A 24,287-nucleotide genomic window follows, 5' to 3' on the forward strand; every position below is an offset into this window, starting at 1 on the left:
GTCGGTCAGGCGCGCGGCACCTTGTCGTGGGTTTCGGTGGCGCGCAGGAAGTCGAAGTCTACCCCCTGGTCGGCCTGCGTGACGGTCTCGAGGAACAGCTTGCGGTAGCCGCGTTCGGCCGAGGGGCGGACCTGCGGCGCGGCGGCCGCGCGCTGCGCCAGCTCCGCCTCCGAGACCAGCAACGAGATCTCGCGCGACTTCACCGACAGCCGGATGCGGTCGCCGTTCTGCACGTAGGCGAGCGGTCCGCCGATGGCGGCTTCGGGCGTGACGTGCAGGACGATGGTGCCGGCCGCCGTGCCGCTCATGCGGCCGTCGGAGATGCGCACCATATCTTTCACGCCGGCCACGGCCAGCTTCTTGGGGATGGGCATGTAGCCCGCCTCGGGCATCCCGGGCGCGCCGGTGGGTCCGATGCGCTTGAGCACGAGCACGTCGTCGGCGGTCACGTCCAGGTCCGGATCGTCCATGCGGCGGGCCATGTCCTCGGCGTCTTCGAACACCACGGCGCGGCCTTCATGCTCCATCAGCTCGGGATTGGCGGCCGATTGCTTGATGATCGCGCCGCCCGGGGCCAGGTTGCCGCGCAGCACGGCCAGGCCGCCCACGGGATAGATGGGGTTGTCGAACGGCCGGATCACATCCTGCTTGAACGGCGGCGGCGCGGCGTCGAGCTCTTCGCGCAGGGTGCGGCCCGACACGGTCATGACGTCGAGGTGCAGCAGCGGACGCAGCTCGCGCAGCAGCGCCAGCATGCCGCCCGCCTTGTGGAAGTCTTCCATATAGTGCTGACCCGACGGCTTCAGGTCCACGAGCACCGGCGTCTCGCGGCTCATGCGGTCCAGGCCGGCGAGGTCGATGTCGATGCCCAGACGGCCGGCGATGGCCGTCATGTGCACGATGCCGTTGGTCGAGCCGCCGATGGCCAGCAGCACGCGCAGGGCGTTTTCGATGGCCTTGCCGGTCAGGATCTGATCGGGCGTGCGGCGCGCCTTGGCCATCGCGACGGCGGTCGTGCCCGTCTGTTCGGCGATGCGCATGCGGTCGGCCGTCACGGCGGGCGCCGAGGCGCCACCGGAGATCATCATGCCCATGGCTTCGGTCAGGCAGGCCATGGTGGAAGCCGTGCCCATCACGGAACAGGTGCCCACGCTGGCCACGAGCTGATTGTTCACGTCGGCGATCTCGACCGCGTCGATTTCTTCGGCGCGGTAGCGGCCCCAGTAGCGGCGGCAATCGGTGCAGGCGCCCACGCGTTCGCCGCGGTGGCCGCCCGTGAGCATCGCGCCGGTCACGAGCTGGATCGCCGGCACGCCGGCCGACGAGGCGCCCATGAGCTGGGCCGGCACGGTCTTGTCGCAACCGCCGATCAGCACCACGGCATCCATGGGCTGCGCGCGGATCATCTCCTCGGTGTCCATGGACATCAGGTTGCGCAGATACATGCTGGTGGGCTGCGAGAAGCTCTCGTGCACCGAGATCGTGGGGAAGTCGACCGGCAGGCCGCCGGCGAGCATCACGCCGCGCTTCACGGCTTCGACGAGCTGCGGCGCATTGCCATGACAGGGGTTGTAGCTGCTGCCGGTATTGACGATGCCGATCACGGGACGGTCGAGAGCGTCATCGGTGTAGCCGGCGCCCTTGATGAACGCCTTGCGCAGGAACAGCGAGAAGCCGATGTCCCCGTAGTTGGTGAGACCCTTCTTCAGGCCGGTGGCCGCCGCCGGAGCGGGCGATTGCGCGTCTTTTTTCTTGTCCATAACCATCCCGATAATATTATCGATAATCAGCGCGAGCATCATAAATCCTAGGGATTTGACGCGGCAAGCGGTATTTCACTTGTGTTTGATTGATCTGTTTATGCGATCAAATCATCGAAAAATACTGATTAATTTATCAACTTCGGGTGCTTACACTGCGCCGGAAGTGAGCCGGGCACCTACCTTCATTCTCAACCCGGCAAGTAGAGGAGACACTGATGTCCGACCGTCGCACGACGGCCGGTGTTGCGCGCATGCCGCGCCGCGCCGTGCTGAACTCCCTTCTGGCGCTCTGTGCTGCCGCCACGCTCGGTACCGGCGCGTCCGCGCTGGCCGCCGAGGCCTACCCCGATCGCCCGATCCGCATGGTCGTGCCGTATCCGCCCGGAGGCGCAACCGACGTGATCGGCCGCGTTCTGGCACAGCAGCTCACCGGTGCGCTGGGCCAGACCGTCGTGGTCGAGAACCGTGGCGGCGCCGCCGGCAACATCGGTGCCGACGTGGTGGCCAAGGCCACCCCGGATGGCTACACGCTGCTGATGGGCGCGCTCACGAGCCACTCGATCAATGCCGTGCTGTACGAAGGCCGCGTCAACTACGACATCGAGAAAAGCTTCGCGCCGATCTCCATCGTCGGCACCGTGCCGCTCGTGTTCGTGGTCAATCCCAAGGTGCCTGCCAAGACCTTGCCCGAGCTGATCAACGAAGCCAAGAGCAAGCCGGGCAGCCTCACCATCGCGTCGGCCGGTAACGGTTCGCCGCAGCATCTGGCCGCGGAGATGTTCAAGCGCGTGGCCGGCGTCGACATGCTGCACGTGCCGTACAAGGGCAGCGGTCCCGCCATGACCGATCTGATGGGCGGCCAGGTGCTGACCATGATCGAGACCGTGCCCGCCGCTCAGGCGCACGTGAAGGCAGGCAAGCTGAACGCGCTTGCCGTCACCTCGAAAGATCGTGCCGCGGCGCTGCCCGACACGCCCACGGCCGCGGAAGCGGGCCTCGCCAACTTCGAGGTCAGCTCGATGTTCGGTATCGTCGCGCCCGCCGGCACGCCGGCGCCGGTGATCGAGAAGCTCAACACGACGCTCAAGACCATTCTTGCGAAGCAGGAAGTGAAGGACGCGCTGGAACGCCAGGGCGCCATCGCCACCTGGACCACGCCCGCGGATGCCGCCGCGCGCATCAGCGCCGAGCGCAAGCAATGGGCCACGGTCATTCGCGACGCCAACGTCAAGGCGGAGTGATCGACCGGTAAGGCGCGGGCCGCCGAGAGGCGACCCGACGCAACAAGGGCGACCCGAGGGTCGCCCTTGTTGCGTCTGGCGTGCGCCATTTATGCCAGACGCAACAAAGCGGGTTGCCCCCACGCTGCGCCTTCGGCTTGCTGCCCCCCGAGGGGGCTTTTTTTCTTGGGACGGCCCGGCGAAAAAAAACCGGGAGCCCGCAGGGGCTCCCGGTTGCGTCTGCAAAGCCGCCAGCGTGAGCCGGCGGCCGTCGATCACTTGCCGTTTTGCAGGCGCTTTTGCAGGCGCGCGGCGCGGTCCGGCGAGGACGGGTGCGAGCTGAACATGCTGCTTTCGCCGCCGTCGAGCTTGGCCAGCTTTTCGAAGGCCGTGATCAGGCCCTTGCGGTTCATCTTCTTCTCGGTCAGCAGGTCGAACGAGTAATCGTCGGCCGCGGTTTCCTGCGATTGCGAGAACTGGGCGTTGACGAGCTTTTCGGTCATCTCGCCGAGTTGCGACGACGACAGGGCCGAGACGGCGCTGTTGCCGGCCGAGGTGGCGGCGCCGCGGGCAGCGCTCACCGCGTAGGCGGTCTGCATGGCCTTCTTGCTGTGACCAAGGGCGACGTGGCCCATTTCGTGGCCGATGACGCCGCGCAGTTCGTCGTCGTTCATCATGTCCATCAGGCCGCTGTAGACGCGCACGCAACCGTTGCCCATGGCCCAGGCGTTCACGTCCTTGGTCATGTAGACCTTGTAGTTGATCTTCTGGCCATTCAGATCCATGTTGCCGAAGCCGCGCATCAGCGTGTTCAGGCGCTTCGTGTACTTGCTGTTGGCCGGGGCGATTTTTTCCTGCGAATCGCTTTCTTTGCAGGCTGCGTCAGAGAGTTGGACGATGTCCGCATCCGTCAGGCTCATTGCCTTCGCCATGTCGCTACCGGCGGACATCAGGCCGTCGGTGTTCATGCTGCTCAGGTTTGCGCAACCGGCGAGCAGAAGGCTGGCCGTCAGTGCGGAGAGCAGAGCGGTTTGCTTTTTCATTCTGGATTTTTCCTCTTTCTCGTGAAACAGATTAGGCACACCCCATATCGGTATAGGAGTGGATGTGCCACAGGCGATTGAAAGCTTCGCGGCCTAAACTGTAATGAGGGCCGCGCGGGGGCGTGGTTTGGGTGCTTATCAAATCGCTACAAATAATTAGCGGGCGCCCAAAATGTGGGAATCAGACATGTCGTTCGCGTCCACGCGCGAGCGGCTGGCGTGCATGACGCCGCGATTGACTCGAGTCGACAAACCCTCGCGCAGCATGTCCGCGGCAAGCACCCGCGCGCATGTGCCGGCCCCTTGACGAAACCCATCTACGCCAAGGAGACCCGCCGTGAGCAATGTTTATATCGATAAGCGGCTCGATACCTCCGCGCGCTTGTATTGCCGCATGAACTTTCGCGAGCTGATGGAACTGCTCGAGTTCGAGCAGGTGCGTTTTCATGGACGCAACACGGTCTGGCCCGCCAGCCAGACCTTGTCGGCCGGCCTCGCCTGTGGGCAGGCCGTGCAAGTGCCCGCGGTCTGGCGCGAACGTCTGGTGCCATGGCGCGGCCAGGCCGATCTCGACGGCGCGCAGGCCCTGATCGGCATGCAGCGTTGGTTTCTCGGCGGCGAAGCCAACGCCGCCGCCACCTCGTCGGACGCCGCGCCCGAAGGCACGGTCATCGTGCAGTCATCGGTATCGGCCATTACCGAAGCGGCCCTGGGTGCCGAAGGCGTACGCCTCGTCATCGCACCGGTCCGCTATGCCGCGCCCAACCTGCTGCGCAACGGCATCCGCCGCCTCCCCGATCTGCTGACGGGCCCGGCCCAGCGGCGCCGCGATCGCGAAGCGCGCGTGGTGGCGATTCAGGAAACCGAGCCCGCGCCCGAAGCGCTGCACCTGCCGCCCGGCGAACCCGCGCCCGCGCGAGTCAGGCGCGCGTTGACCTTCGATCTGCGCACCATGATCCAGGGCGTGGCCGTGTTGCGCGATGCGCCCGCGCACTTCCACGATCTCGTCAGTCGCGTGGTGCAGACCCGCGTCTGGGTGGGCGTGGGCAGGCTGTAGGAAAGCAGCGGGCGCGCGCCTGGGCGTGTAGCAGGCGCGCGCATCAGGTGCCCGCAGCAGGCGCGTGCAACAGACGCGCGCAGCAGGCGCGTGCAACAGACGCGCGCAGCAGGCGCGTGCAATCAGTTGCCCGCGAATCAACCCTGCGCGCGAGCGCGCCGCCAGCGTCCGGGCGGCTCGCCCAGCACGGCCTGGAACGCCTTGCCGAAAGCCGCTTCGGAACGATAGCCCACGGCGTCGGCCACGTCGGCGACCGATCGGCGCGAGTCCTGCAGGAGTTCGCAGGCCTGCATCATGCGCAGCCGCGACACCAGTGCGCCCGCCGCCGTTCCCGCCACCGCCTGCACTTGCCGTGCATAAGTGGCGCGCGACATCGCGGCGCGCTCGGCCAGCGTATCGAGCGTCCAGTCCGCCCCCGGTTCGCGCAGCAGTGCCTGAATCGACGGGGCGAGCCGCGCGTCGGCCAGAAGCCGCAGCATGCCGGGCGGTGCGTGCGCCGCGCGGCCATGCGCGCGCAGCGCAAGCGCCAGCAGGGCCTGACCCAACGCGTTGATCAAGGCATGCGCGCCGGGCCGCGCGGTGGCCGACTCGGCGCGCAGCAGCGCGATGAGCGCATCCAGCGGCGGGCTCTCCGTCGCCGCGGCAAGCGTGGCGTGCAACACCGGCGGCAGCACCTGCGTGAGCAGCGCGCCGGCGCCGGGGGGATGCACATAGCGGCCACAGACCAGATCCACGCTGGCGCGGGCCTGCGTGCCCAGGTTGCTGACCAACGGCAGCGTCGCATGCTCGCCGGGCGTGCTGCGTGTGAGGGCGCGGCCGGCGCTGCGAACGCGCGCGGCGCCGCTATGCGCCATCGTGTGCGCCTGCCCGTGGCTGATCAGCACGAAGTCACCGGCCTGCATGGGGATCTCGCCCGAAGCCGTTCGCACCGTGCACTGGCCCGAGAGCAGCAGGTGAAAGGGCAGCTCGTTGGTGGGCATGGCGTCGTGCGGCATGACGAACGGGCCGTCCAGCAGACAGCGCACGTCCATGCGCGCTTCGAAACGGCCCAGCGTCAGCAGCTGGCTCAGTGCATCCATGTTCTTGTCTCCTTCCCGCGTCCGGACCTCGGGCTTGAGACGAATTCGCTAGAGAATGAGGATTCTAAGTCTTAAAGGCGCGTGCCGTCGGGCGCAGAATGACTCCATCACCTCGCCGGCACGAGCCGGCGGGACACCTCGAATCCCACCGGCCATGACGGCCGGTCTCATGAAGGAGCCTCACCATGCTGGACTGGAACGACTACCGCAAACAACTCGGCGGCCGCATCGGCGAACTGGGCAAGCTCACGCCGGACACGCTGGCCGGCTACCAGACGATCGCGCGCGCCGGCGAAAAAACCGGCCACCTCGACGCCAAGACGCGTGAGCTGATCGCGCTCGCCGTGGCCGTGACCACGCGTTGCGATGGCTGCATCGCCGTGCATGCGGCGGCGGCCGACAAGGCGGGCGCGACGCGCGAAGAAGTCGCCGAGGCGCTCGGCGTGGCCGTCGCGCTGAACGCGGGCGCCGCCATGGTGTACTCGGCGCGCGTGATGGACGCGCTGGCGGAACTGCCGCCCAAACAGGGCTGACGCTCGCCGCCCCGGCTTGCCTCTATAATGGTAATTATTATCAATTACAGGGCCCGGGGCCCGCGTGCGGGATGTCTTCCGATCTCACCGATCGTTCGCTGCATACGCTCTTCAAAGAGAACCATCGGTGGCTGACCTCGCGCCTGCTGCGGCACGTGCGCGACCACGGCGAGGCCGAGGATCTGTGCAGCGATACCTTCACCGAGCTGCTGTTCCGCAAGACCGATCTTTCGGTCATCCAGCATCCCCGCGCCTTTTTGATGCGCATCGGCCAGCGGCTGGTGTATCGGCGCTACCGTGAGCGCGAGCTGGAGCGGGCCTGCCTCGATACGCTGGCCCAACTCGCACCCGAGGTCGCGCCTTCGGCCGAAGACGTGACCTTGATGATCGATGCGATTCAGCGTCTGGACCATGCCTTGCACGGCCTGTCGGCGCCCGCGCGCGCGGCGTTTTTTCACAGCCAGGTCGACGGTCTGAGCTATGACGAAATCGCGCAGCGCCTGCAGGTGTCGTTTCGCACCGTGGTGCGGTACATGAAGCAGGCCCTGCAGTGCTGCGAAAAGAACGGTCTTTTCTGAGCGGGGCCCCGGACACCATGGAACGCGCAATCGATCAGGCAATGGACTGGATGGTGCTCTTGAGCTCCGGCCGGGCCACCACCAAGGACCAGGCCCGCTTCGATGCCTGGCTGGCCGCATCTCCCACGCATGAATCAGCCTGGCAGCGCCTGCAAAAAGGGCTGGCCACGCCGTTGCACGCCATCGCCGCGGTGGATGGGCGCCTGCCGGGCCGCGAGCAGGCGGCATTGCGGCAGATGCTGCGTCAGCCGGCGCGCCGCTCCGCGCTCAAGTCGCTGTTGCTGCTGGCCGGCGTGGGGGCAGGCGCGTGGGGTACTGATCGTGTCGTGCCTCTGGGAACGCTGGCGGCTGACATGGCCACGCGTACGGCGCAACGCAAGTCGTTCGACCTGCCGGATGGCAGCCATCTGATGCTCAACGCCCGGTCCGCGGCCGACGTGCGGTTTGATGCCACGCATCGGCAGGTCAGGCTGCGCGGCGGCGATGTGATCGCCGAGGTGGCGCCGGCCGCTCGCGAGGCCTGGCCCGCGTTCGAGCTCATCGCTGGAGACGTGCGCGTGCAGGCCGCGCAGGGGCGCTTCGTGGCGAGCCGGCTCGACGCCGCAGTGCGCATCTTTGCGCTGCGCGATGCCGTGGAGGTCGCATGGCGCGGCACCGCGGCGCATCGCGTGGAGCAGGGCGAAGGGCTGCTGATGGGCGAGGACGGCCATGCCCTGGCGTTGCGAGGAGCGGTCACCGGTGCGGAATGGGAATCGGGCTATCTCTCGGCGGCGCCTTTGCCGCTGGGCGAAGTCGTGGCCGCGCTGCGCCGCTACACCCCCGGCATTTTGCGTGTCTCGCCCGCCGCGGCGCGTCTGCCCGTGCACGCGAGCCTACCGCTCAACGATGTACCGCGCGCCCTCGATGCGCTGGCCGACACCCTGCCCATCCAGATCCAGAGGATCGGGCCGTGGTGGATCACCATCGATCTCGCGGCAGCGGCTTGAATGTAACTTTTTGAAAATGCCTGTCCAGTGCGCCTGATGGTTTTGCACTCCATCAGGAACGCAACGCGACAGGAGTTTTCTTCATGCATTACCGGATTGCCCCGATCCTGGCCATCGTGGCCACGGGGGCGCTGCCCTGGCAGGCCCCGCTGGCCCAGACCCTTCCCGCCGATACACGAACGACCGAAGCTGACGCGGCCCGGCCTGACGCGGCCCGGCCCTATGTGATCGCGCCGGGGGCGTTGGGCGATGTGCTCAACGCCATCGTCAACGGCAGCGGTCTGGCGCTCGCGGTGCCGGCGCAGCTCGTCGAGGGGCGCCAGAGTCCGGGCGTGAACATCACCGCCACGCCGGCAGAGGCCCTGCGGGCCGCGCTGCGGGGCACCGGTCTGGAGCTTGTCCATACGCCGAGCGGGGCGCTGAGCCTGCGCGCGCTGCCGTCCGCCGCCGGTTCGCCCGCCGCGGAATTGGCGCCGGTCGTGGTGTCCGGCCGCTGGAATGATCCGGTCAGCGAAGGCACGGGCGAGTACACGGCGCGTGCCGTGTCGATCGGCAAGGAAGAGGTGCCGCTGAAGGAAATTCCGCAGTCGGTCTCGGTACTCACACGCGCCAACCTCGATGACCGCAACGCCGTGTCGCTGGGCGACGCGATGGAGCATGTCACGGGCATCCGGGTGTTCGCCACATCCACCGGCGTGGTCAATCTGCGCTCGCGGGGGTTCCGGCTGAACAACTATCTGGTCGACGGGATGCCATTGCGTGGCGGTCAGGGCATGTGGGGCAGCGCGCTGCTCGACATGGGCCTGTATGACCGCGTGGAAGTCTGGCGCGGCCCCGCGGGCCTGCTCGAGGGCGCGGGCGAGCCCAGCGGCACGATCAACCTGGCGCGCAAGCGTGCGCATGCCGAGACGCGCATCGCCGGCGCGGCGATGGTCGGCAGCTGGGACCGCTATCGCGGCGAGCTCGATCTGACCAGCGGCCTGAACGCCGACGGTTCGCTGCGCGGGCGCATCGTGGCGATCCACGATCAAGGCCGCAGCTTTGTCGACGAGGTGAGTCAGCGCACCCAGACGGTGTACGCCACGCTCGAGTACGACTTCACCCCGTCCACCACCTTGTCGGCAGGGATGACGCAGCAGCGTGGCGAGTCGGTGGCATTCGCCGGCCTGCCGCTGATCGCGGGCGGCCGCACGCCGGACTACTCGCGTTCGACCTTCCTGGGATCGCGCCATGGCGTGAAGGAAGACCGTGGCCACAGCGCGTTTGTCGAGCTCGATCATCGTTTCGAGAGTGGCGCACGGTGGCGCACCACCGCCAACCAGTACGTGACACGCAACACCATGGACCGCTTCATCTCGAACAGCATGGTCAATCCTGTCACGCGCGAGTTCGACCTCGAGGGCGCATGGCAGAAGTCCACCCAGATCAATCGCGGCCTCGACACCTTTGTGACCCAGCCGTTCGAAGCCTGGGGCCGCACGCATTCGTTCACAGTGGGCGCCAATCTGCAGGAGTTCAAGGGCGGGCAGATCCAGGAGCGCTATCGCATCTGGCGCCAGAACGTGGACACGCCCGACAATGATCTGCACTTGCCCGACAATGACCTCGGCGATCCGCCCGAGCCGCGCACGCTGGAATACGGCACGTACGCATCCACGCGCATCAAGCCGATGCAGGATCTCACCGTGCTGGTCGGCGGCCGGCTCGCCTGGTGGAAGTCGCGCGATCCCGACGCGCCGCAAAACGATCAGAGCATCAACGCGCGTTTCGTGCCGAACGTCGGCGCAATCTACGATCTGACCAGCCAGGTATCGGCCTACGCCAGCTACAACCGGATTTTCGCGCCGCAAACGGAACGCGCGCTGGGCGACACGTTCCTGTCGCCCCGCACCGGCGCGCAGGTCGAACTGGGTCTGAAGGGCGCGTTTCTCGATGATCGGCTGAATGCGCACGTCGCGGTGTTCCGCATCGATGACAAGGGCAGGGCGGTCGATGACCCGCTGAACGAAGACTATTCGATCGCGGCGGGCAAGGTGCGCAGCCAGGGTTTCGAGGCCGAGCTCACGGGCCGCGTCACGCCGCGCTGGGACATCACCACCGGCTACGCCTACACCCAGACCAAGCATCGCGACGGCCTGCCCGAGGTGGTCGGCACTGCCTTCGACTCGACTTTTCCGCGTCATCAGTTCCACCTCTGGACGCGCTACCGTTTCTCGGATCAGCTGGCGCACGGCGCGTTCGTGGGCATGGGCATGCGCACGTCGAGCGCCACGTATGCCGACTACGGCAACGTTCGCTGGCGCCAGGGCGGCCACTCGGTCTTCACGGTGCAGGCGGGGTACGCCTGGAGCGAGCGTCTCTCGGCCACGCTCACCGTGAACAATGTATTCGACAAGCGCTACTTCGAACGCTATGCCGGCGGGTCGGCGCGCCAGACCTACTACGGCGAGCCCGCCAACGTGATGCTGACGGTGCGCGCGCAGTATTGAGAAAGTGAGCGAGCCGGGGGCAGCCGTGTCAGGTGGAGCCTGCCCGCCGCGCGCTCAACCTCACGCGCGATCTCAAGCGCAAGGGACATCCGCGTCCGCTCGTTCGGGCCGGCGTCCCTGGTAGACCCAGACCGGCCCGAGGGGGAATGCCAGCCGGCCCAGCGCCTGCACCTGCTGCAGGCCGGCGGCCAGTATCGCCGCCGGAATCTCGCCTGCCCGCGGCAGCACGTTGCCGCGCTCGACCTGCTCGAGGCGGGAAAACGCGTGTCCACCGTGACCCACAAGGTGGGCTACCAGCACCTGGGCAGCTTCACCGCCTACGGCCATTCGCCCAAGTCGATGCGGATGCGGTGAACCCGGAGCGCGGGGCGCGGCGGCAAATGCCATCAACCAAAGAAAAAGGCCTCCGACGAATCGGAGGCCTTTATGCTGAATTTGGTGGAGCGGAGGAGGATCGAACTCCCGACCTTCGCATTGCGAACGCGACGCTCTCCCAGCTGAGCTACCGCCCCAAATCAAGCAAGAGCAAAACTATACCCGAAAATTTTCCGGGCGTGTAGCGGCTCGTGGGGTGCTCAGAATTTGAGCGTGGCCGTGACCGGCGCGTGGTCGGAGGGCTGTTCGTTGGCCCGCATGGCCCGGTCGATGACCACCGACGTGCAGGCGTCGCGCAGCGGATCGGAGAGCAGCACGTGATCGATGCGCAGGCCGGCGTTGCGGCGGAAGGCGAACTGCCGGTAATCCCACCAGGTGAACGATTTTTCGGGCTGATCGAAGAGCCGGAACGAGTCGGCCAGGCCCAGATCCAGCAGGGCGCGGAAGGCCGCGCGCTCGGGCTCGGACACGAGCACCTGGCCTTCCCATTTTTCGGGGTTGTGCACGTCGGCATCGGCGGGGGCGACGTTGTAGTCGCCCAGGAGCGCCAGGCGCGGGTAGGTGCGCATCTCTTCCTCGACCCAGTGCCGCAGCTTGCCGAACCATTCCAGCTTGTAGGCGTATTTGTCGCTGCCTATGGACTGGCCGTTGGGACAGTAGGCGCAGATCACCCGCACGTCGCCGGCCGGCGAGGGCAGGGTGACGGCCAGGATGCGCTGCTGCGGATCGTCGTAGCCGGGGATGTTGCGGGTGAGGGCGAAGCCCGGCTCGCGCGACAGGATCGCCACGCCGTTATACGTTTTCTGGCCCGCCCACGCCGCGTGATAGCCGAGCTGCGTAAAGGCCTCGACCGGAAACTTGTCGTCGGTGAGCTTGAGCTCCTGGATGCACAGCGCGTCGACCGGATTGGCCTCGAGCCAAGCGAGTACCTGTGGCAGGCGGACATTCAGGGAATTGACGTTCCAGGTGGTTAACTGCATGGCGTTCGGTGTTCTTTATGGTTTGTCGGCGCGCGGCAAGCCGGTTCGGGCGTGGGCCGCGGGCGGCGGCGGATCGCATGGCCGGGCCAGTGCGCCGCGGGCGATCCCGGGTCGGCACATGATACCGCGCGGGAGGGGACAGGCCGCCGTTCGCGGGCGTGCCTAGCGACGCGCCGCCGCTCTATACACCGCGTCGCGGTCTCGCTTGCCGACCGCGACCACCAGCACCACCAGTGCGCCGTCGCGCACTTCGTAGACCAGCCGATAGCCCTCGCTCCGGAGCTTGATCTTGTATCGGTCGGGATGGCCCGCCAGTTTTGCGGGCGGCACCCGTGGATTCAGGAGGCGTTCCAGCAGCTTGTTTTTGAAGTGCGCTCGCACGGTGGCGTCGAGATCGTGCCATTCCTTCCAGGCCGCGGCTTTAAACCTCAGCCTATAGCTCATCGGGCGACACCTCGATCTCGCGGTCGTCGTGGCGCGCGTCGGCGGTCGCGTTCAGTTGGAGATCTTCGAGGCGATCGAGCAGTGCCTCATAGGCCTGCGCGGGGATGCAGTAAAAGGCGGGCTCGTTGCGGTTGAGGATCGCCACGGGAAACCCGCCGCCCGCCGCGACGGTGCCCATCGGGTCGCGTTTCAGATCTGTGACGCTCGCGGCAATCTCAGCGAGGATGACGTGGGCCATGGCGAACTCCCGGGGCGGCTTGAGCGCAATTAGTGGTGCCATCAATGGTACTCCTATGGATACGTAAGAAGGCACCTTCCCGAGCTAAGCTCAGACTGATGCGCGCCCGCGCCTGCCGCCGGCGTACAGCATTGGGCCCGATGGGACGCAACGAGAGAGCGCGTGTGCACGGAATGCGCACAGCGGGTTCGTACTAGCGGAGGTCGACGCCCCAGGGCGGGGCGCCGCGTTGACCGTTCTCAGTCTCCAATCTGCTCGAAGCGTTCGGCCATGAAGTCGATCAGCGTGCGCACCGAGGGCAGCAGGCCGCGGCGGGAGGCGAAGACGGCGTGCACGATTTCGCGGCGGGGCGCCCAACCCGGCAGCAGATGCACCAGTTCGCCGCGGGCGAGCTGTTCGTGCACGATCATGTTGGGCAGCTGCACCACGCCCACGCCGGCCAGCGCCGATGCGCGCAGGGCGAGCATGGAGCGGGTGATGAGGCGCGGGCGATGCGGCACCGTGGCCGTCTGGCCGTCGGGGCCGATCAGATGCCAGGCTTGCTCGGCCTGCGCCGCGCCGAGGCCGAGCGCGAGGCTGGGCAGGCGGGTGAGATCCAGCGGCGAGGTGAACGGCTCGGCGCCGATCTGCTTGAGCAGGGTCGGGCTGGCCACCAGGCATTGGCCGCGTTCGGACAGGATGCGCAACACCAGATCGCTATCCTGCAGCGGCCCGGGGCGCACGCGCAGCGCGACGTCGATGCCTTCGCCCACCACGTCAACCTGGCGGTTGGTGTCTTCGAGGTGCACGTGCACCAGCGGGTGGGCCACCATGAAGTCGGCCACCATGGCGCCGACCTGTGCCTCGAGCAGGGCCACCGGGCAGGTCATGCGGACCACGCCGCGCGGCTCGGCGCGGTTCACCGCGATGGCCTCGTCGGCGGCCTCGGCTTCGACCAGCATGGCGCGGCAGTGGCCGTAGTATGTCTGGCCGATGTCGGTCACCGTGAAGCGCCGCGTCGAGCGCTGGATCAGGCGGGTGCCCAGGCGCTCTTCGAGCAGCGCGATGCGGCGGCTGAGTTTGGACTTGGGGATGCCAAGGGCACGGCCCGCCGGCGCGAAGCCGGCGTGGTCCACCACTTGGACGAAGTAATAGAGGTCGTTGAGGTCTTGCATCCGGTAGACCCGCGTGCGGCGCGGCCAGGAAGGTAGGCGAGAATGAACCGCACTATATCGCAGCCGATGCGCGGCGCGCGCCGCGCGGGTCCGCTGGGCCGCCGGATCGGGCGTTCACGGATACGGCGGCAGTCGGCCGGTACCCGCGAAGCGTCTCGTTCGAAGCCCCCGGGGCCGGCTGCCAAGGGGCCTGGTGCCAGGACCACGTTCAGCGTACGGCGCGCAGCAATCTGAGCCCGTTGGCCACCACCAGCAGGCTGGCACCCACATCCGCGAACACGGCCATCCACAGGGTGGCGTGGCCGGTGACGGCCAGGGCCAGGAACACGGCCTTGATGCCGAGCGCGAGGATGATGTTCTGCATCAGCACGCGGTGCGTCGCGCGCGACAGGCGCACGAAGGTGCCGACCTTGCGCAGATCGTCGTCCATCAACGCGACGTCGGCCGTCTCGATCGCGGTGCCGGTGCCGGCCGCGCCCATGGCGAAGCCGATGTCGGCGCGCGCCAGCGCCGGCGCGTCGTTGATGCCATCGCCGACCATGCCGACCTGGCCTTCGCGGCCCAGGGCGCCTTCGATCTGCGCCAGCTTGTCCTCGGGCAGCATGTCGGCGCGCACCTCGTCGATGCCGAGTTCGGCGCCGATGCGCGTGGCGACGCGGACGTTGTCGCCGGTGAGCATCAGCGTCTTCACGCCGAGCGCGTGCAGGTCGGCGATGGCCGCCGCGCTGGTCGGCTTGAGCATGTCGGCCACGCTGGCCAGCACCAGCACGCGCTGCCCATCCGCCAGCGCGATGGCGGTGGCGCCGGCGTTCTCGGCCTCGTCGATGTAGCGCTCGGCCGCGTCGGTGAGCACGCCGAGCTCGGCCATGAGACGGCGGTTGCCCAGGTGATAACGCACGCCGGCGATCGTGCCGGCCACGCCGCGACCGGCCAGGGCCTCGACGTCCTGCACCTCCAGACGCGTGGCGGCATCGGCCGTGTCGGCCTGGACCAGCGCCCGCGATACGGGGTGATCCGAACGCGCGGCCAGGCTCACCGCGATGCGCGCGGCATCGGCGTGATCCTGCGGCGCCACGACGGTCAGGTCGCGCTGTACCGGCCGGCCCTGGGTCAGCGTGCCGGTCTTGTCGAGCGCCAGCCAGCGCAGCTTGCGGCCTTCTTCGAGGTAGACCCCGCCTTTGATCAGGATGCCGCGGCGCGCGGCGGCCGTGAGACCGCTCACCACGCTTACCGGCGTCGAAATCACGAGTGCGCAGGGGCAGGCGATGATCAGCAACGCGAGTGCGCGATAGATCGAGTCGAGCCAGCCGTGGTCGAGCAGCAGCGGCGGCACCAGCGCCACCAGCGCCGCCAGCACCACCACGGTGGGCGTGTAGACCCGCGAGAAACGGTCGATGAATCGCTGGGTGGGCGCCCGCGCGGCCTGGGCCTGCTCGACCGCATGAATGATGCGATCGAGCGTGGTGTTGCCCGCGGCGGCCGTCACCTGGTAGTCGAACGAGCCGGAGGCGTTGACCGTGCCGGCATACACCGCGTCGCCCGGCGCCTTGTCGACCGGAATGCTTTCGCCGGTGATGGGTGCCTGGTCGACCGTGGAGCGGCCTTCGGCGACCTCGCCGTCGGCCGCGATGCGCTCGCCCGGACGCACGCGCACCCGGTCGCCGATGCGCAGCGCCGAGGCGGGCACATCGCGCCACTGGCCATCCGGCTGGCGCACATGCGCCGTCTGCGGCGCGAGATCCATCAGGCCGCGCACGGCATTACGTGCGCGGTCCAGCGCGCGGCCTTCGATCAGCTCCGCCACATTGAAGAGGAACATGACCATGGCCGCCTCGGGCCATTGGCCGATCAGTACCGCGCCGGTGACGGCGATGCTCATCAGCGCGTTGATATTGAGATTGCCGTTGCGCACGGCAATCCAGCCCTTGCGGTAGGTCGTGAGGCCGCAGGCGGCAATGGCGGCCAGCGCGAGCACGGCCGTAACGCCGGACGGCAGGCCGGCAAAGTGCGCGACTTCGGCCGCCACGGCGAGCACGCCGCCCGCCGCGAGCCAGCGCCATGCGCCGGACGGCGCGGGCTCCGCCGCGCGCGCGGGCGCATCTTCCGCCAGCAATTCCGGCGTCATGCCCAGCGACTTGATGGCGACCAGCACGCGATCCAGCGCCGCTTCGGCATGCACCACGGTCAGAATCCGCTGCATCAGATTGAAGTCCAGCGCGTGCACGCCGTCCATGCCGCCCAGCTTCTTGCGAATCAGGGTTTCTTCGGTGGGGCAGTCCATCTGCCCGATGCGCACACGCGCCACCGCCTGTCCCGGACCGGCCTGGAGCGCGGCGGCGGGGGCGGCGGCCACGGCGGCCGGCGCGCAGCAGCCGCCATGCCGATGCGCGGCAGGGTCGGCGTGCGCGCCGGAACCGTCCTGACCAGGTTCGGGTTCAGCCGCGTGCTCGTGCCGGTGCGCATGACCGTGCTCGGGATCAGGCGCGTGCGCGTGCCGGTGCGCATGACCCTGTTCGTCGTCATGGGTGTGGCCGTGCCCGTGCGCATGATCGTGACCGCAGGTGGCCGCGTGGTCGTGGTCGTGCCCGTGCGCATCGCGGGCGTGGTCCTGGGCATGGCCCGCGCGATCACGGTCGTGCGCCTGACCGGCGTGATCGCGGTCGGCGCCGGAGCGGGGTGCGGCGCCGGACAGCGGCGCCGTAGCGGATTCAGAAAGTCGGGACATATCGCATTCCACGGCAGCGTCTCCAACGAGACGGGGGCCGTCCTGTTGGGGACCGGCCGGGGTATGGTGCGATTCAACACCCTGGAGTTACTATAGGGTCAAGCGGGGTGCCGATATTGCGGCGCCCGGCATTCAAGGGAGGTCCCATGAAGATCGGTGAACTCGCCAAGGCGGCCGGCACGACGGTCGAGACGGTGCGCTATTACGAGAAGGAAGGGCTGTTGCCGGCACCCGAGCGCGGCCTGAACAACTACCGTAGCTATGGCCAAGTGCATCTCGACCGGCTGCGCCTGATCCGCAATTGCCGCGCGCTCGACATGACGCAGGACGAGATCCGGCAGATCCTGACCCTGGCCGACAATCACACGACGGGGTGCGGGCCGATCAACGAGCTGTTCGACGAGCACATCGCCCACGTCGACGAACGCATCGCCGAGCTCACGCAGCTGAAAGCCCAGCTCGATGAGCTGCGGCAGCGTTGCCTCTCGGCCCATCCGGACGCCGAAGACTGCGGCATTCTGCACGGGCTGTCCGAGATGCAGGTGGAAGAGCGGCCCGAGCGGCACACCCACCTGGGTTGAACGGCCCGACTCCGTTCGAAGTCCCTGTCACCGGGCGGGACTTGTCCGCGCCGGGCACATGCCTGGCGTAATATGAGAATCTATCTTTTTTGCATTTGGCTCTGTCACCCATGTCCCTGACCGATACCGTTTCCCCGCTCCACGCCCTGAGCAGCCGCCGTTCGATGAAATTCCTGCGTGCGCCGGCGCCCAAGCCCGACGAGCTCGAACAGATTCTGCAGGCCGCCATGAGCGCGCCGGACCACGGCGCGCTGCGGCCGTGGCGCTTCAAGATCATCCGCGGCGAGAACATCGCCAAGCTGGCGGACATGGCGCTCGACGCGGTCAAGCGCAGCGGCGATCCGCGCATGACGCCCGAGAAAGAGAAGTCGGTGCGCGAGTGGATGGCGAGCGTGCCGCTCTTCCTGGCCCTGGCCGCCAAGATCGAAGACGGCAAGATCCAGGAGCAGGAGCAGATCCTGGCGGCCGGTACCGCCGTGATGAACATCCTGAACGCGGTCCATATGCTGGGCTACGGCGCGTTCTGGAGCACGGGCCTGGGCACCTATGTCGAAGAAGTGCAGGAAAAGCTCGGCTTCGATTCGCTGGATCACCGTTTCCTGGGCTTCCTGGCGATCGGCACGCCCGGTTGCGAGGTGCCGAAGATCGAGCGCCCGGATTTCCGCAAGTTCACCAGCGAGTGGACCGGCGTCTGAGTCGGTAGCGGCCCGGCCCGGTCAGGCCCGGCCAGGTCAGGCCCGGCCCGGTCAGGTCAGGTCAGGTCAGGTCAGGTCAGGACAGGTCAGGTCAGGTCAGGACAGGTCAGGTCAGGACAGGGCAGGCCAAGCCAAGCCAGGCCCGGCCCATCGGCCGCGGGCAGTACCCTTAAGCAAAAGCCCCGCCATGGCGGGGCTTTTGCTTGGTGCCGGCGCGTCGGCCCGCGATCGGGCCCGCACGCGCCGCGCGGCCGGACTCAGGCCTGGGCGGTCTGGTCCAGCACGCGTTGGGCCTCTTCGCGCACGCGCTCAGGGGCGGTGCCGCCGATGTGGTTGCGTGCCGCCACCGAGCCTTCGAGCGTGAGCACTTCGTGCACGTCGTCGGCGATGGCGGGGTTGTACGCCTTGAGCTCGTCGGTGGTGAGGTCGGCCAGATCGCAACCGCGCTGCTCGCAATCCCGCACAGCGTGGGCCACGACTTCGTGGGCGTCGCGGAACGGCAGGCCGCGCTTGACCAGGTAGTCGGCCAGATCGGTGGCGGTGGCGAAGCCCTGCAGGGCCGCGGCGCGCATGTTGTCGGGCTTGACCTTGATGCCGCCGGCCATGTCGGCGAACAGCGTGAGCGTGTCGCGCACGGTGTCGACGGTGTCGAACAGGCCTTCCTTGTCTTCCTGGTTGTCCTTGTTGTAGGCCAGGGGCTGGCCCTTCATCAGGGTCAGCAGCGCGACGAGGTGGCCGTTGACGCGGCCGGTCTTGCCGCGTGCCAGCTCGGGCACGTCGGGGTTTTTCTTTTGCGGCATGATCGAGCTGCCGGTGCAGAAGCGGTCGGCCAGGTCGATGAAGCCCACGCGCGGGCTCATCCAGATCACGAGCTCTTCCGACAGGCGCGAGACGTGGGTCATGATGAGCGCGGCGGCGGCGCAGAACTCGATGGCGAAGTCGCGATCCGACACGGCGTCGAGCGAGTTGCGGCACACCCCGTCGAAGTCCAGCGTCCGCGCTACGCGCTCGCGGTCGATCGGGAAGCTGGTGCCGGCCAGCGCGGCGGCGCCCAGCGGCAGGCGGTTCACGCGCTTGCGCACGTCGGCCAGGCGCTCGGCGTCGCGGCCGAACATCTCGGCGTAGGCGAGCAGGTGATGGCCGAACGTGACCGGTTGCGCCACTTGCAGATGGGTGAAGCCCGGCAGGATGGTGCCGGCGTTGTCCAGCGCCACGGTCGCCAGCGCGCGGCGCAGCTGGCGCAGCAGCTCGATCAGGCCGTCGATTTCGTCGCGCAGCCAGAGGCGGATGTCGGTGGCCACCTGATCGTTGCGCGAACGGCCGGTATGCAGGCGCTTGCCGGCATCGCCGACGAGCTCGACCAGGCGCTTTTCGATGTTCAGGTGCACGTCTTCGAGGTCGAGCAGCCACTGGAACGTGCCCGCGTCGATTTCGCCGCTGATCTGTTGCATGCCGCGCTGGATGGCGGCGAGATCGTCGGCCGAAATGATGCCCTGGGCGGCCAGCATGTCGGCATGCGCCAGCGAGCCACGGATGTCGTGACGCGCGAGGCGCTTGTCGAAATCGACGGAGGCCGTGTAGCGCTTGACGAGATCGGAGACCGGTTCGGAGAAACGGGCGGACCAGGCGCTCGCCTTGTTGGCGAACTGGTTCTGATTGGAGTCGGGAGTATTTGCCATGATGGCGGGATTATAGGGCCAGCGGCGACGCCCTTGCGAGCCGCCGCCACAGTCTGAAACCCTTCGCGGCGGCCCGATGGCGGATAATCTGGGCCCGGATTGTTAGAAGGAATGCTGTCTTGGCCATGCAATGGGAAAACCTCGTCGACGTGCTCGACCACTCGGTGCCGTCCCAGCCGTGGGCGCAAACCCTGGTCGGGGTGGGGGCGCTGGTGCTGACGGCGCTGTTTGCCCAGTGGGTGGTCGCGCGCCTGGTGCTCTACTTCGCGCACCGGCTGCTGGTGGCGACGGGCCGCGATGATTGGGACAAGGCGCTCGCGAAGCGGCGGGCGTATCACAACTTCTGGTATGCGGTGCCGTTCGCCGTGGTGTCGTTGGGCATCGATATGGTGCCGCATGCCGAGCGGGTCGTGACCGTGGTCGGGCGGCTGTCGCACGCGGCCGCCTGGATCTGCGTGTTCATCGGCGTGAGCGGCCTGCTCAGCGCCTGGCAGGACACCTACTCGGCCACCACGCGCGCGCAGACGCGGTCGATCAAGGGTTACATCCAGATCGGCAAACTGATGCTGTACGCGGTGTGCACGGTGCTGGTGCTGTCGATCATGATCGACCGCTCGCCGCTGTGGATGATCTCCGGTCTGGGTGCGCTGTCGGCCGTGCTGCTGCTGGTGTTCAAGGACACGCTGCTGTCCCTGGTGGCCAGCACCCAGCTCACCTCCAACGACATGCTGCGCATCGGCGACTGGATCGAGATGCCGCAGGCCAACGCGGACGGCTTCGTCAAAGACATCGCGCTGCATACGGTGAAGGTGCAGAACTGGGACAACACGGTGACCACCGTGCCGACCTACAAGCTGTTTTCCGAGAGCTACCGCAACTACCGTCAGATGTTCGAATCGGGCGGCCGGCGCATCAAGCGCACGCTGCGCATCGACGCCACCAGCGTGCGCTTTCTGGACGAGAACGACGCCCGCGGCCTGAAGGGCGTGCATCTGCTGCACGATTACCTGATCGCCAAGGAAGATGCGATCACCGAGACGAACAACAAGCTCGGCGAGCTGGCGTCGGTGCCCGCCAACCGGCGCCGCCTGACCAACATCGGCACCTTCCGCATGTACGCGCTGGCGTATCTGCGCCAACATCCCGAAGTGCGCCAGGACATGGCGATGATGGTGCGCATGATGGAGCCGCAGACCGAAGGGATTCCGATCGAGGTGTATTGCTTCACCGCGATCACCGCCTGGGTCGAGTACGAGCGCATCCAGGGCGATATCTTCGACCATCTGTTGGCCGTGCTGCCCGAACTGGGCCTGCGTCTGTATCAGGCGCCGTCCGGAGCTGACTTCGGCAAGTTCGCCGGCGACATGCGCGCCGCCGCGCTCAACGAAGCGCAGCGCGAGCAGATCGCGTCGACGGAGCGTTAGGGCAGGGCGAGGCCCGTAGCCGCCCGCGCTCCCGCATGCACCAAACCGGGGCGTTTTCACCGGTTTCCGGCCCTGTTGCGCAGGCGGATCGAGGCGGTTCCACGCCGTGCGCCCCGTGCGATAATCGCCCCCGCCTTTCATACCGTCAGCGGGAATCGTCGTTCATGAGTGCAGTCCGGGTCGCCATCGCCCAAATCAACGCCTGTGTGGGCGATCTCGATCGCAATGCCGGCAAGGTGCTCGCCGCCGCCCGCGATGCCCACGCCCAAGGCGCGGATGTGCTGGTCACGCCCGAGCTGGTTCTGGTCGGTTATCCGCCTGAAGACCTGCTGCTGCGTCCGTCTTTCGTGACGCGTCAGCTGGCCGTGCTCGAGCAGCTGCGCGCCGACCTGGCCGGCCTGGCCGGTCTGCATGTGGTGGTGGGGCATGTGGCGGCCGACGCCCAGGGGCTCTACAACGCCGCGTCCGTGCTGTGCGAGGGCCGGCTGATCGGCACCTATCGCAAGCAGGAGCTGCCCAACTACGCGGTCTTCGACGAGCAGCGCTATTTCGAGGCGGGCAGCGAGCCGCTGGTCTTCACGGTCAAGGACGTCCGCCTGGGCGTGGTGATCTGCGAAGACATCTGGTTCGACCGCGCGCCCGTGCAGAGCGCGCGCGCCGGTGCGCAGGTGCTGCTGGTGCCGAATGGTTCGCCCTACAACACCGGCAAGCAGGAGGCGCGCCAGGCCGTGGCCGCGCGCTGCGTGCAGGCCACTGGCTGCGCGCTGGTCTATGCGAATCTGGTGGGCGGCCAGGACGAGCTGGTGTTCGATGGCGCGTCGTTCGCACTCGACGCGCAGGGCCGTTGCGCCGCGCGTCTGCCGGATTTCACCGAAGGCGTGAACCTGATCGAGGTCGACGCGGCGGGTGCTGTGCGGCCTCTGAGCGCCGGCGCCGATGTCGCGCCGTACGCCCTCGAGGAGCAGGTCTGGAACGCGCTGGTGCTTGGCGTGCGCGACTACCTCGGCAAAAACGGCTTTCCGGGCGTGATCATCGGTCTGTCCGGCGGGATCGATTCCGCCGTGGTGCTCGCGGTGGCGGTCGACGCCATCGGCGCCGACAACGTGCGCGCGGTGATGATGCCGTCGCGCTACACCGCCGACATCTCGCTCACCGACGCCGCCGACATGGCGCGCCGCGTCGGCGTGCAATACGACGAGATCGTCATCGGGCCGGTGGTCGAGGCCTTCGAGGCCGCGCTCGCGCCGCACTTTGCCGGCCGCCCCGTGGACGCCACCGAAGAAAATATCCAGGCCCGCGCTCGCGGCACGCTGCTCATGGGGCTGTCGAACAAGACGGGCCGTCTGGTGCTCACCACCGGCAACAAGTCGGAGATGACCACCGGCTACTGCACGCTGTATGGCGACATGGCGGGCGGCTTCGCGGTCATCAAGGATGTGCCCAAAACGCTGGTGTACCGCCTCGCCACCTGGCGCAATACGCGCGGCGACGTGATTCCGGAGCGCATCATCACGCGTGCGCCATCGGCCGAGCTGCGCCCCGACCAGACCGACCAGGATAGCCTGCCGCCGTACGACGTGCTCGACGCCATCATGGCCCGCTATATGGAGCAGAACGCGGCGCCGGCCGAGATCGTGGCCGAGGGCTTCGCGCCGGAGGCCGTCGAGCAGGTCGTGCGGCTGATCCGCATCAACGAATACAAACGGCGCCAGGCGCCTCCCGGCCCGCGCATCACGCCTCGCGCGTTCGGCCGCGATTGGCGTTATCCTGTCACCAACGGATTCCGGGAACGCCATTGAGCCGACCCGTTCAACATCTCCAGGACTGCAGAACGTGAAACAAGTCACCGCCATCATCAAACCGTTCAAGCTCGACGAGGTCCGCGAAGCGCTGGCCGAGGTCGGCGTCAGCGGCCTGACCGTGACCGAAGTCAAAGGCTTCGGCCGCCAGAAGGGTCACACCGAGCTCTACCGTGGCGCCGAATACGTGGTGGACTTCCTGCCCAAGATCCGGGTCGAGGTCGTGCTGGCCGACGAGCTGGTCGATCAGGCCATCGAGGCCGTGCTGAAGGCGGCGCGCACCGGCAAGATCGGCGACGGCAAGATCTTCGTCACGCCGGTCGAGCAGGCCATCCGCATCCGCACCGGCGAGGCCGACGAGCAGGCGCTCTGATCCGCGCACGCAGGGCGGCCCGGGCCGCCACGCTCTACAAAAGCGGCCGCATTCCGGCCGCTTTTGCTTTGGGGCGGCCGTGATCAGGCGCTGGGCTGGCGCGCCCGGAACACCGGCAGGCAGGCTTCGCAGATCGCCGCCGTGATGTGCTGGCGCGCGTGTTCGCGCCGTTCGAGCATGCCGATCGTGCGAGCCACCGCGTCCAGATCGGCGGGCAAACGCCACACCCGCAGATCCGGCGCGTTGAGCCAGTGGCTGCCATTGAGCAGCGGCAGCAAGGTGACGCCGGTTTCCTGGCGCACCAGTTCCACCAGCGTTTCGATCGCATTGAGCTCGAGGAAATCGTCCACCGTCACGCCCAGGCGGCGCAGCACGCGGTCGATCTGCAGGCCGGTGCGCTGGGTACGGTCGAAGCGCAGAAACGGGTTCTGCATCAGCAGCTCGCGCACGCCGCTGCCGGTGGCCGAGGGATGCGACAGCACCACCAGCGGCTCTTCATAGAGCGGCGTCCAGCGCGTGCTGGCCATCTTGCGGCCGGCCTCCACCACGAAGGCGGCATCGAGTTCGCTGGCCTCCACCTTGCCGGCCAGCTCGCTGGCCTTGCCCGAGAACACCCGCACGTCCAGACCCGGATGCTCGCGCTTCATGCGCGTGACCACCTTGGAGAGCGTGCCCATGCAGGACACGATGGCGCCCACGGACACGGCGCCCGCCAGTTCGTCGGCGGGATTGCGCGGCACGCGCAGTCGGTCGTAAAAATCCACTAACTGCTTGATTTCGGGCAGCAGCTCGCGGCCCGCGGCGTTCAGGATGGCGAGACGGCCGCTGCGATCGAACAGCTCGCGTCCCAATTCGGCCTCCAGCGCGCGCATCTGAAAACTCACGGCGGCCTGGGTGAGGGCGACCTGCTCGGCGGCCTCGGAAAAGGTGCCGTGGTGGGCGACCGCCAGAAAGGTCCGCATGAAGCGTAAAGAGCTCATTCGGGTATACCCGTAAGCGTGGCGTTATATAAAAAATTCTTTGATGACGGATCAACAAATCAAATTGATTTAATTAAAGCACGGGAGTACCT

The 24,287-nt window shown here is 67.5% G+C and carries 22 protein-coding genes and 1 tRNA gene; 12 read left to right on the forward strand and 11 right to left on the reverse strand.

What is annotated here, in order from left to right; all coding sequences use genetic code 11:
• Positions 1-5: 5 nt before the first annotated feature.
• Positions 6-1,766, reverse strand: a complete 1,761-nt coding sequence (locus CAL25_RS07255) for an IlvD/Edd family dehydratase (RefSeq protein WP_170948438.1) — start codon at positions 1,764-1,766, stop codon at positions 6-8.
• A gap of 212 nt (positions 1,767-1,978) precedes the next feature.
• Between CAL25_RS07255 and CAL25_RS07260 the strand changes: the two genes are divergently transcribed.
• A complete protein-coding gene (locus CAL25_RS07260; protein WP_094799266.1) occupies positions 1,979-3,004 on the forward strand; it encodes a Bug family tripartite tricarboxylate transporter substrate binding protein in 1,026 nt (341 codons plus the stop codon).
• Positions 3,005-3,258: 254 nt separating this feature from the next.
• Here the strand turns inward: CAL25_RS07260 and CAL25_RS07265 are convergent, their stop codons facing one another.
• Complete coding sequence (locus tag CAL25_RS07265) at positions 3,259-4,026, reverse strand: M48 family metallopeptidase (RefSeq protein WP_094799267.1); 768 nt, start codon at positions 4,024-4,026, stop codon at positions 3,259-3,261.
• A gap of 337 nt (positions 4,027-4,363) precedes the next feature.
• On the opposite strand from CAL25_RS07265, the gene CAL25_RS07270 reads away from it, so the two are divergent.
• Positions 4,364-5,083, forward strand: coding sequence for a hypothetical protein (locus CAL25_RS07270; RefSeq protein WP_094799268.1), 720 nt, complete (start codon positions 4,364-4,366; stop codon positions 5,081-5,083).
• 137 nt (positions 5,084-5,220) lie between these two features.
• On the opposite strand, the gene CAL25_RS07275 is transcribed toward CAL25_RS07270, so the two are convergent.
• On the reverse strand, positions 5,221-6,162 hold the full coding sequence (locus tag CAL25_RS07275; protein WP_094799269.1) for a cupin domain-containing protein: 942 nt from the start codon (positions 6,160-6,162) through the stop codon (positions 5,221-5,223).
• A gap of 185 nt (positions 6,163-6,347) precedes the next feature.
• Here CAL25_RS07275 and CAL25_RS07280 point away from each other — a divergent pair, with 185 nt between their 5' ends.
• The 4 genes from CAL25_RS07280 to CAL25_RS07295 all read left to right on the forward strand — a co-directional run bounded on the left by CAL25_RS07280 (position 6,348) and on the right by CAL25_RS07295 (position 10,748).
• Complete coding sequence (locus tag CAL25_RS07280) at positions 6,348-6,695, forward strand: carboxymuconolactone decarboxylase family protein (RefSeq protein ID WP_094799270.1); 348 nt, start codon at positions 6,348-6,350, stop codon at positions 6,693-6,695.
• A gap of 71 nt (positions 6,696-6,766) precedes the next feature.
• On the forward strand, positions 6,767-7,273 hold the full coding sequence (locus CAL25_RS07285; protein ID WP_094799271.1) for a sigma-70 family RNA polymerase sigma factor: 507 nt from the start codon (positions 6,767-6,769) through the stop codon (positions 7,271-7,273).
• A 17-nt stretch (positions 7,274-7,290) separates the two neighbouring features.
• Positions 7,291-8,259 carry a DUF4880 domain-containing protein gene (locus CAL25_RS07290; RefSeq protein ID WP_094799272.1) on the forward strand — a complete coding sequence of 323 codons (969 nt, stop codon included), beginning with the start codon at positions 7,291-7,293 and terminating at the stop codon, positions 8,257-8,259.
• Positions 8,260-8,342: 83 nt separating this feature from the next.
• Positions 8,343-10,748: a TonB-dependent siderophore receptor gene (locus CAL25_RS07295; RefSeq protein ID WP_094799273.1), complete on the forward strand. Its 2,406-nt coding sequence runs from the start codon at positions 8,343-8,345 to the stop codon at positions 10,746-10,748.
• A 436-nt stretch (positions 10,749-11,184) separates the two neighbouring features.
• On the opposite strand, the gene CAL25_RS07300 is transcribed toward CAL25_RS07295, so the two are convergent.
• From CAL25_RS07300 to CAL25_RS07325, 6 genes are all read right to left on the reverse strand, one after another.
• A tRNA-Ala gene (locus tag CAL25_RS07300) sits at positions 11,185-11,260 on the reverse strand.
• A 63-nt stretch (positions 11,261-11,323) separates the two neighbouring features.
• Positions 11,324-12,103 carry an exodeoxyribonuclease III gene (gene xth / locus CAL25_RS07305; RefSeq protein ID WP_094799274.1) on the reverse strand — a complete coding sequence of 260 codons (780 nt, stop codon included), beginning with the start codon at positions 12,101-12,103 and terminating at the stop codon, positions 11,324-11,326.
• A gap of 162 nt (positions 12,104-12,265) precedes the next feature.
• Entirely contained in the window at positions 12,266-12,547 is a 282-nt protein-coding gene (locus CAL25_RS07310; protein ID WP_094799275.1) for a type II toxin-antitoxin system RelE family toxin, read from the reverse strand.
• A complete protein-coding gene (locus tag CAL25_RS07315) occupies positions 12,537-12,785 on the reverse strand; it encodes a type II toxin-antitoxin system Phd/YefM family antitoxin (protein WP_094799276.1) in 249 nt (82 codons plus the stop codon). Before CAL25_RS07315 ends, CAL25_RS07310 begins: the two co-directional genes overlap by 11 nt.
• A 239-nt stretch (positions 12,786-13,024) precedes the next feature.
• Positions 13,025-13,939: a LysR family transcriptional regulator gene (locus CAL25_RS07320; RefSeq protein WP_094799277.1), complete on the reverse strand. Its 915-nt coding sequence runs from the start codon at positions 13,937-13,939 to the stop codon at positions 13,025-13,027.
• 208 nt (positions 13,940-14,147) lie between these two features.
• Entirely contained in the window at positions 14,148-16,292 is a 2,145-nt protein-coding gene (locus tag CAL25_RS07325) for a heavy metal translocating P-type ATPase (protein ID WP_249278982.1), read from the reverse strand.
• A gap of 24 nt (positions 16,293-16,316) precedes the next feature.
• On the opposite strand from CAL25_RS07325, the gene CAL25_RS24365 reads away from it, so the two are divergent.
• The 3 genes from CAL25_RS24365 to CAL25_RS07335 all read left to right on the forward strand — a co-directional run bounded on the left by CAL25_RS24365 (position 16,317) and on the right by CAL25_RS07335 (position 17,940).
• Complete coding sequence (locus CAL25_RS24365; protein WP_249278983.1) at positions 16,317-16,760, forward strand: hypothetical protein; 444 nt, start codon at positions 16,317-16,319, stop codon at positions 16,758-16,760.
• Between the two features lie 50 nt (positions 16,761-16,810).
• Positions 16,811-17,245 carry a Cd(II)/Pb(II)-responsive transcriptional regulator gene (gene cadR / locus CAL25_RS07330; RefSeq protein ID WP_094799279.1) on the forward strand — a complete coding sequence of 145 codons (435 nt, stop codon included), beginning with the start codon at positions 16,811-16,813 and terminating at the stop codon, positions 17,243-17,245.
• 110 nt (positions 17,246-17,355) lie between these two features.
• Positions 17,356-17,940 (forward strand): nitroreductase family protein, encoded by a 585-nt coding sequence (locus tag CAL25_RS07335; RefSeq protein ID WP_094799280.1) that lies wholly within the window; start codon positions 17,356-17,358, stop codon positions 17,938-17,940.
• 257 nt (positions 17,941-18,197) lie between these two features.
• Here the strand turns inward: CAL25_RS07335 and argH are convergent, their stop codons facing one another.
• A complete protein-coding gene (gene argH, locus CAL25_RS07340) occupies positions 18,198-19,619 on the reverse strand; it encodes an argininosuccinate lyase (RefSeq protein WP_094799281.1) in 1,422 nt (473 codons plus the stop codon).
• A gap of 125 nt (positions 19,620-19,744) precedes the next feature.
• On the opposite strand from argH, the gene CAL25_RS07345 reads away from it, so the two are divergent.
• The 3 genes from CAL25_RS07345 (at position 19,745) to CAL25_RS07355 (ending at position 23,215) form a co-directional block, all read left to right on the forward strand.
• A complete protein-coding gene (locus CAL25_RS07345; RefSeq protein ID WP_094799479.1) occupies positions 19,745-21,043 on the forward strand; it encodes a mechanosensitive ion channel family protein in 1,299 nt (432 codons plus the stop codon).
• 164 nt (positions 21,044-21,207) lie between these two features.
• Positions 21,208-22,842 carry an NAD+ synthase gene (locus CAL25_RS07350; RefSeq protein ID WP_094799282.1) on the forward strand — a complete coding sequence of 545 codons (1,635 nt, stop codon included), beginning with the start codon at positions 21,208-21,210 and terminating at the stop codon, positions 22,840-22,842.
• A gap of 34 nt (positions 22,843-22,876) precedes the next feature.
• Positions 22,877-23,215: a P-II family nitrogen regulator gene (locus CAL25_RS07355; protein WP_094799283.1), complete on the forward strand. Its 339-nt coding sequence runs from the start codon at positions 22,877-22,879 to the stop codon at positions 23,213-23,215.
• 83 nt (positions 23,216-23,298) lie between these two features.
• Here the strand turns inward: CAL25_RS07355 and CAL25_RS07360 are convergent, their stop codons facing one another.
• Complete coding sequence (locus CAL25_RS07360; RefSeq protein WP_094799284.1) at positions 23,299-24,195, reverse strand: LysR family transcriptional regulator; 897 nt, start codon at positions 24,193-24,195, stop codon at positions 23,299-23,301.
• Positions 24,196-24,287 lie beyond the last annotated feature (92 nt).

Source organism: Bordetella genomosp. 5 (assembly GCF_002261315.1).
Lineage (GTDB): Bacteria > Pseudomonadota > Gammaproteobacteria > Burkholderiales > Burkholderiaceae_B > Bordetella.

Coding starts and splice junctions, on each gene's coding strand:
- CAL25_RS07255 (WP_170948438.1), bottom strand. CDS start 1,766: ATGGTTATGGACAAGAAAAAAGACGCGCAATCGCCCGCTCCGGCGGCG.
- CAL25_RS07260 (WP_094799266.1), top strand. CDS start 1,979: ATGTCCGACCGTCGCACGACGGCCGGTGTTGCGCGCATGCCGCGCCGC.
- CAL25_RS07265 (WP_094799267.1), bottom strand. CDS start 4,026: ATGAAAAAGCAAACCGCTCTGCTCTCCGCACTGACGGCCAGCCTTCTG.
- CAL25_RS07275 (WP_094799269.1), bottom strand. CDS start 6,162: ATGGATGCACTGAGCCAGCTGCTGACGCTGGGCCGTTTCGAAGCGCGC.
- CAL25_RS07280 (WP_094799270.1), top strand. CDS start 6,348: ATGCTGGACTGGAACGACTACCGCAAACAACTCGGCGGCCGCATCGGC.
- CAL25_RS07285 (WP_094799271.1), top strand. CDS start 6,767: ATGTCTTCCGATCTCACCGATCGTTCGCTGCATACGCTCTTCAAAGAG.
- CAL25_RS07290 (WP_094799272.1), top strand. CDS start 7,291: ATGGAACGCGCAATCGATCAGGCAATGGACTGGATGGTGCTCTTGAGC.
- CAL25_RS07295 (WP_094799273.1), top strand. CDS start 8,343: ATGCATTACCGGATTGCCCCGATCCTGGCCATCGTGGCCACGGGGGCG.
- xth (WP_094799274.1), bottom strand. CDS start 12,103: ATGCAGTTAACCACCTGGAACGTCAATTCCCTGAATGTCCGCCTGCCA.
- CAL25_RS07310 (WP_094799275.1), bottom strand. CDS start 12,547: ATGAGCTATAGGCTGAGGTTTAAAGCCGCGGCCTGGAAGGAATGGCAC.
- CAL25_RS07315 (WP_094799276.1), bottom strand. CDS start 12,785: ATGGCCCACGTCATCCTCGCTGAGATTGCCGCGAGCGTCACAGATCTG.
- CAL25_RS07320 (WP_094799277.1), bottom strand. CDS start 13,939: ATGCAAGACCTCAACGACCTCTATTACTTCGTCCAAGTGGTGGACCAC.
- CAL25_RS24365 (WP_249278983.1), top strand. CDS start 16,317: ATGCCGATGCGCGGCAGGGTCGGCGTGCGCGCCGGAACCGTCCTGACC.
- cadR (WP_094799279.1), top strand. CDS start 16,811: ATGAAGATCGGTGAACTCGCCAAGGCGGCCGGCACGACGGTCGAGACG.
- CAL25_RS07335 (WP_094799280.1), top strand. CDS start 17,356: ATGTCCCTGACCGATACCGTTTCCCCGCTCCACGCCCTGAGCAGCCGC.
- argH (WP_094799281.1), bottom strand. CDS start 19,619: ATGGCAAATACTCCCGACTCCAATCAGAACCAGTTCGCCAACAAGGCG.
- CAL25_RS07345 (WP_094799479.1), top strand. CDS start 19,745: ATGCAATGGGAAAACCTCGTCGACGTGCTCGACCACTCGGTGCCGTCC.
- CAL25_RS07350 (WP_094799282.1), top strand. CDS start 21,208: ATGAGTGCAGTCCGGGTCGCCATCGCCCAAATCAACGCCTGTGTGGGC.
- CAL25_RS07360 (WP_094799284.1), bottom strand. CDS start 24,195: ATGAGCTCTTTACGCTTCATGCGGACCTTTCTGGCGGTCGCCCACCAC.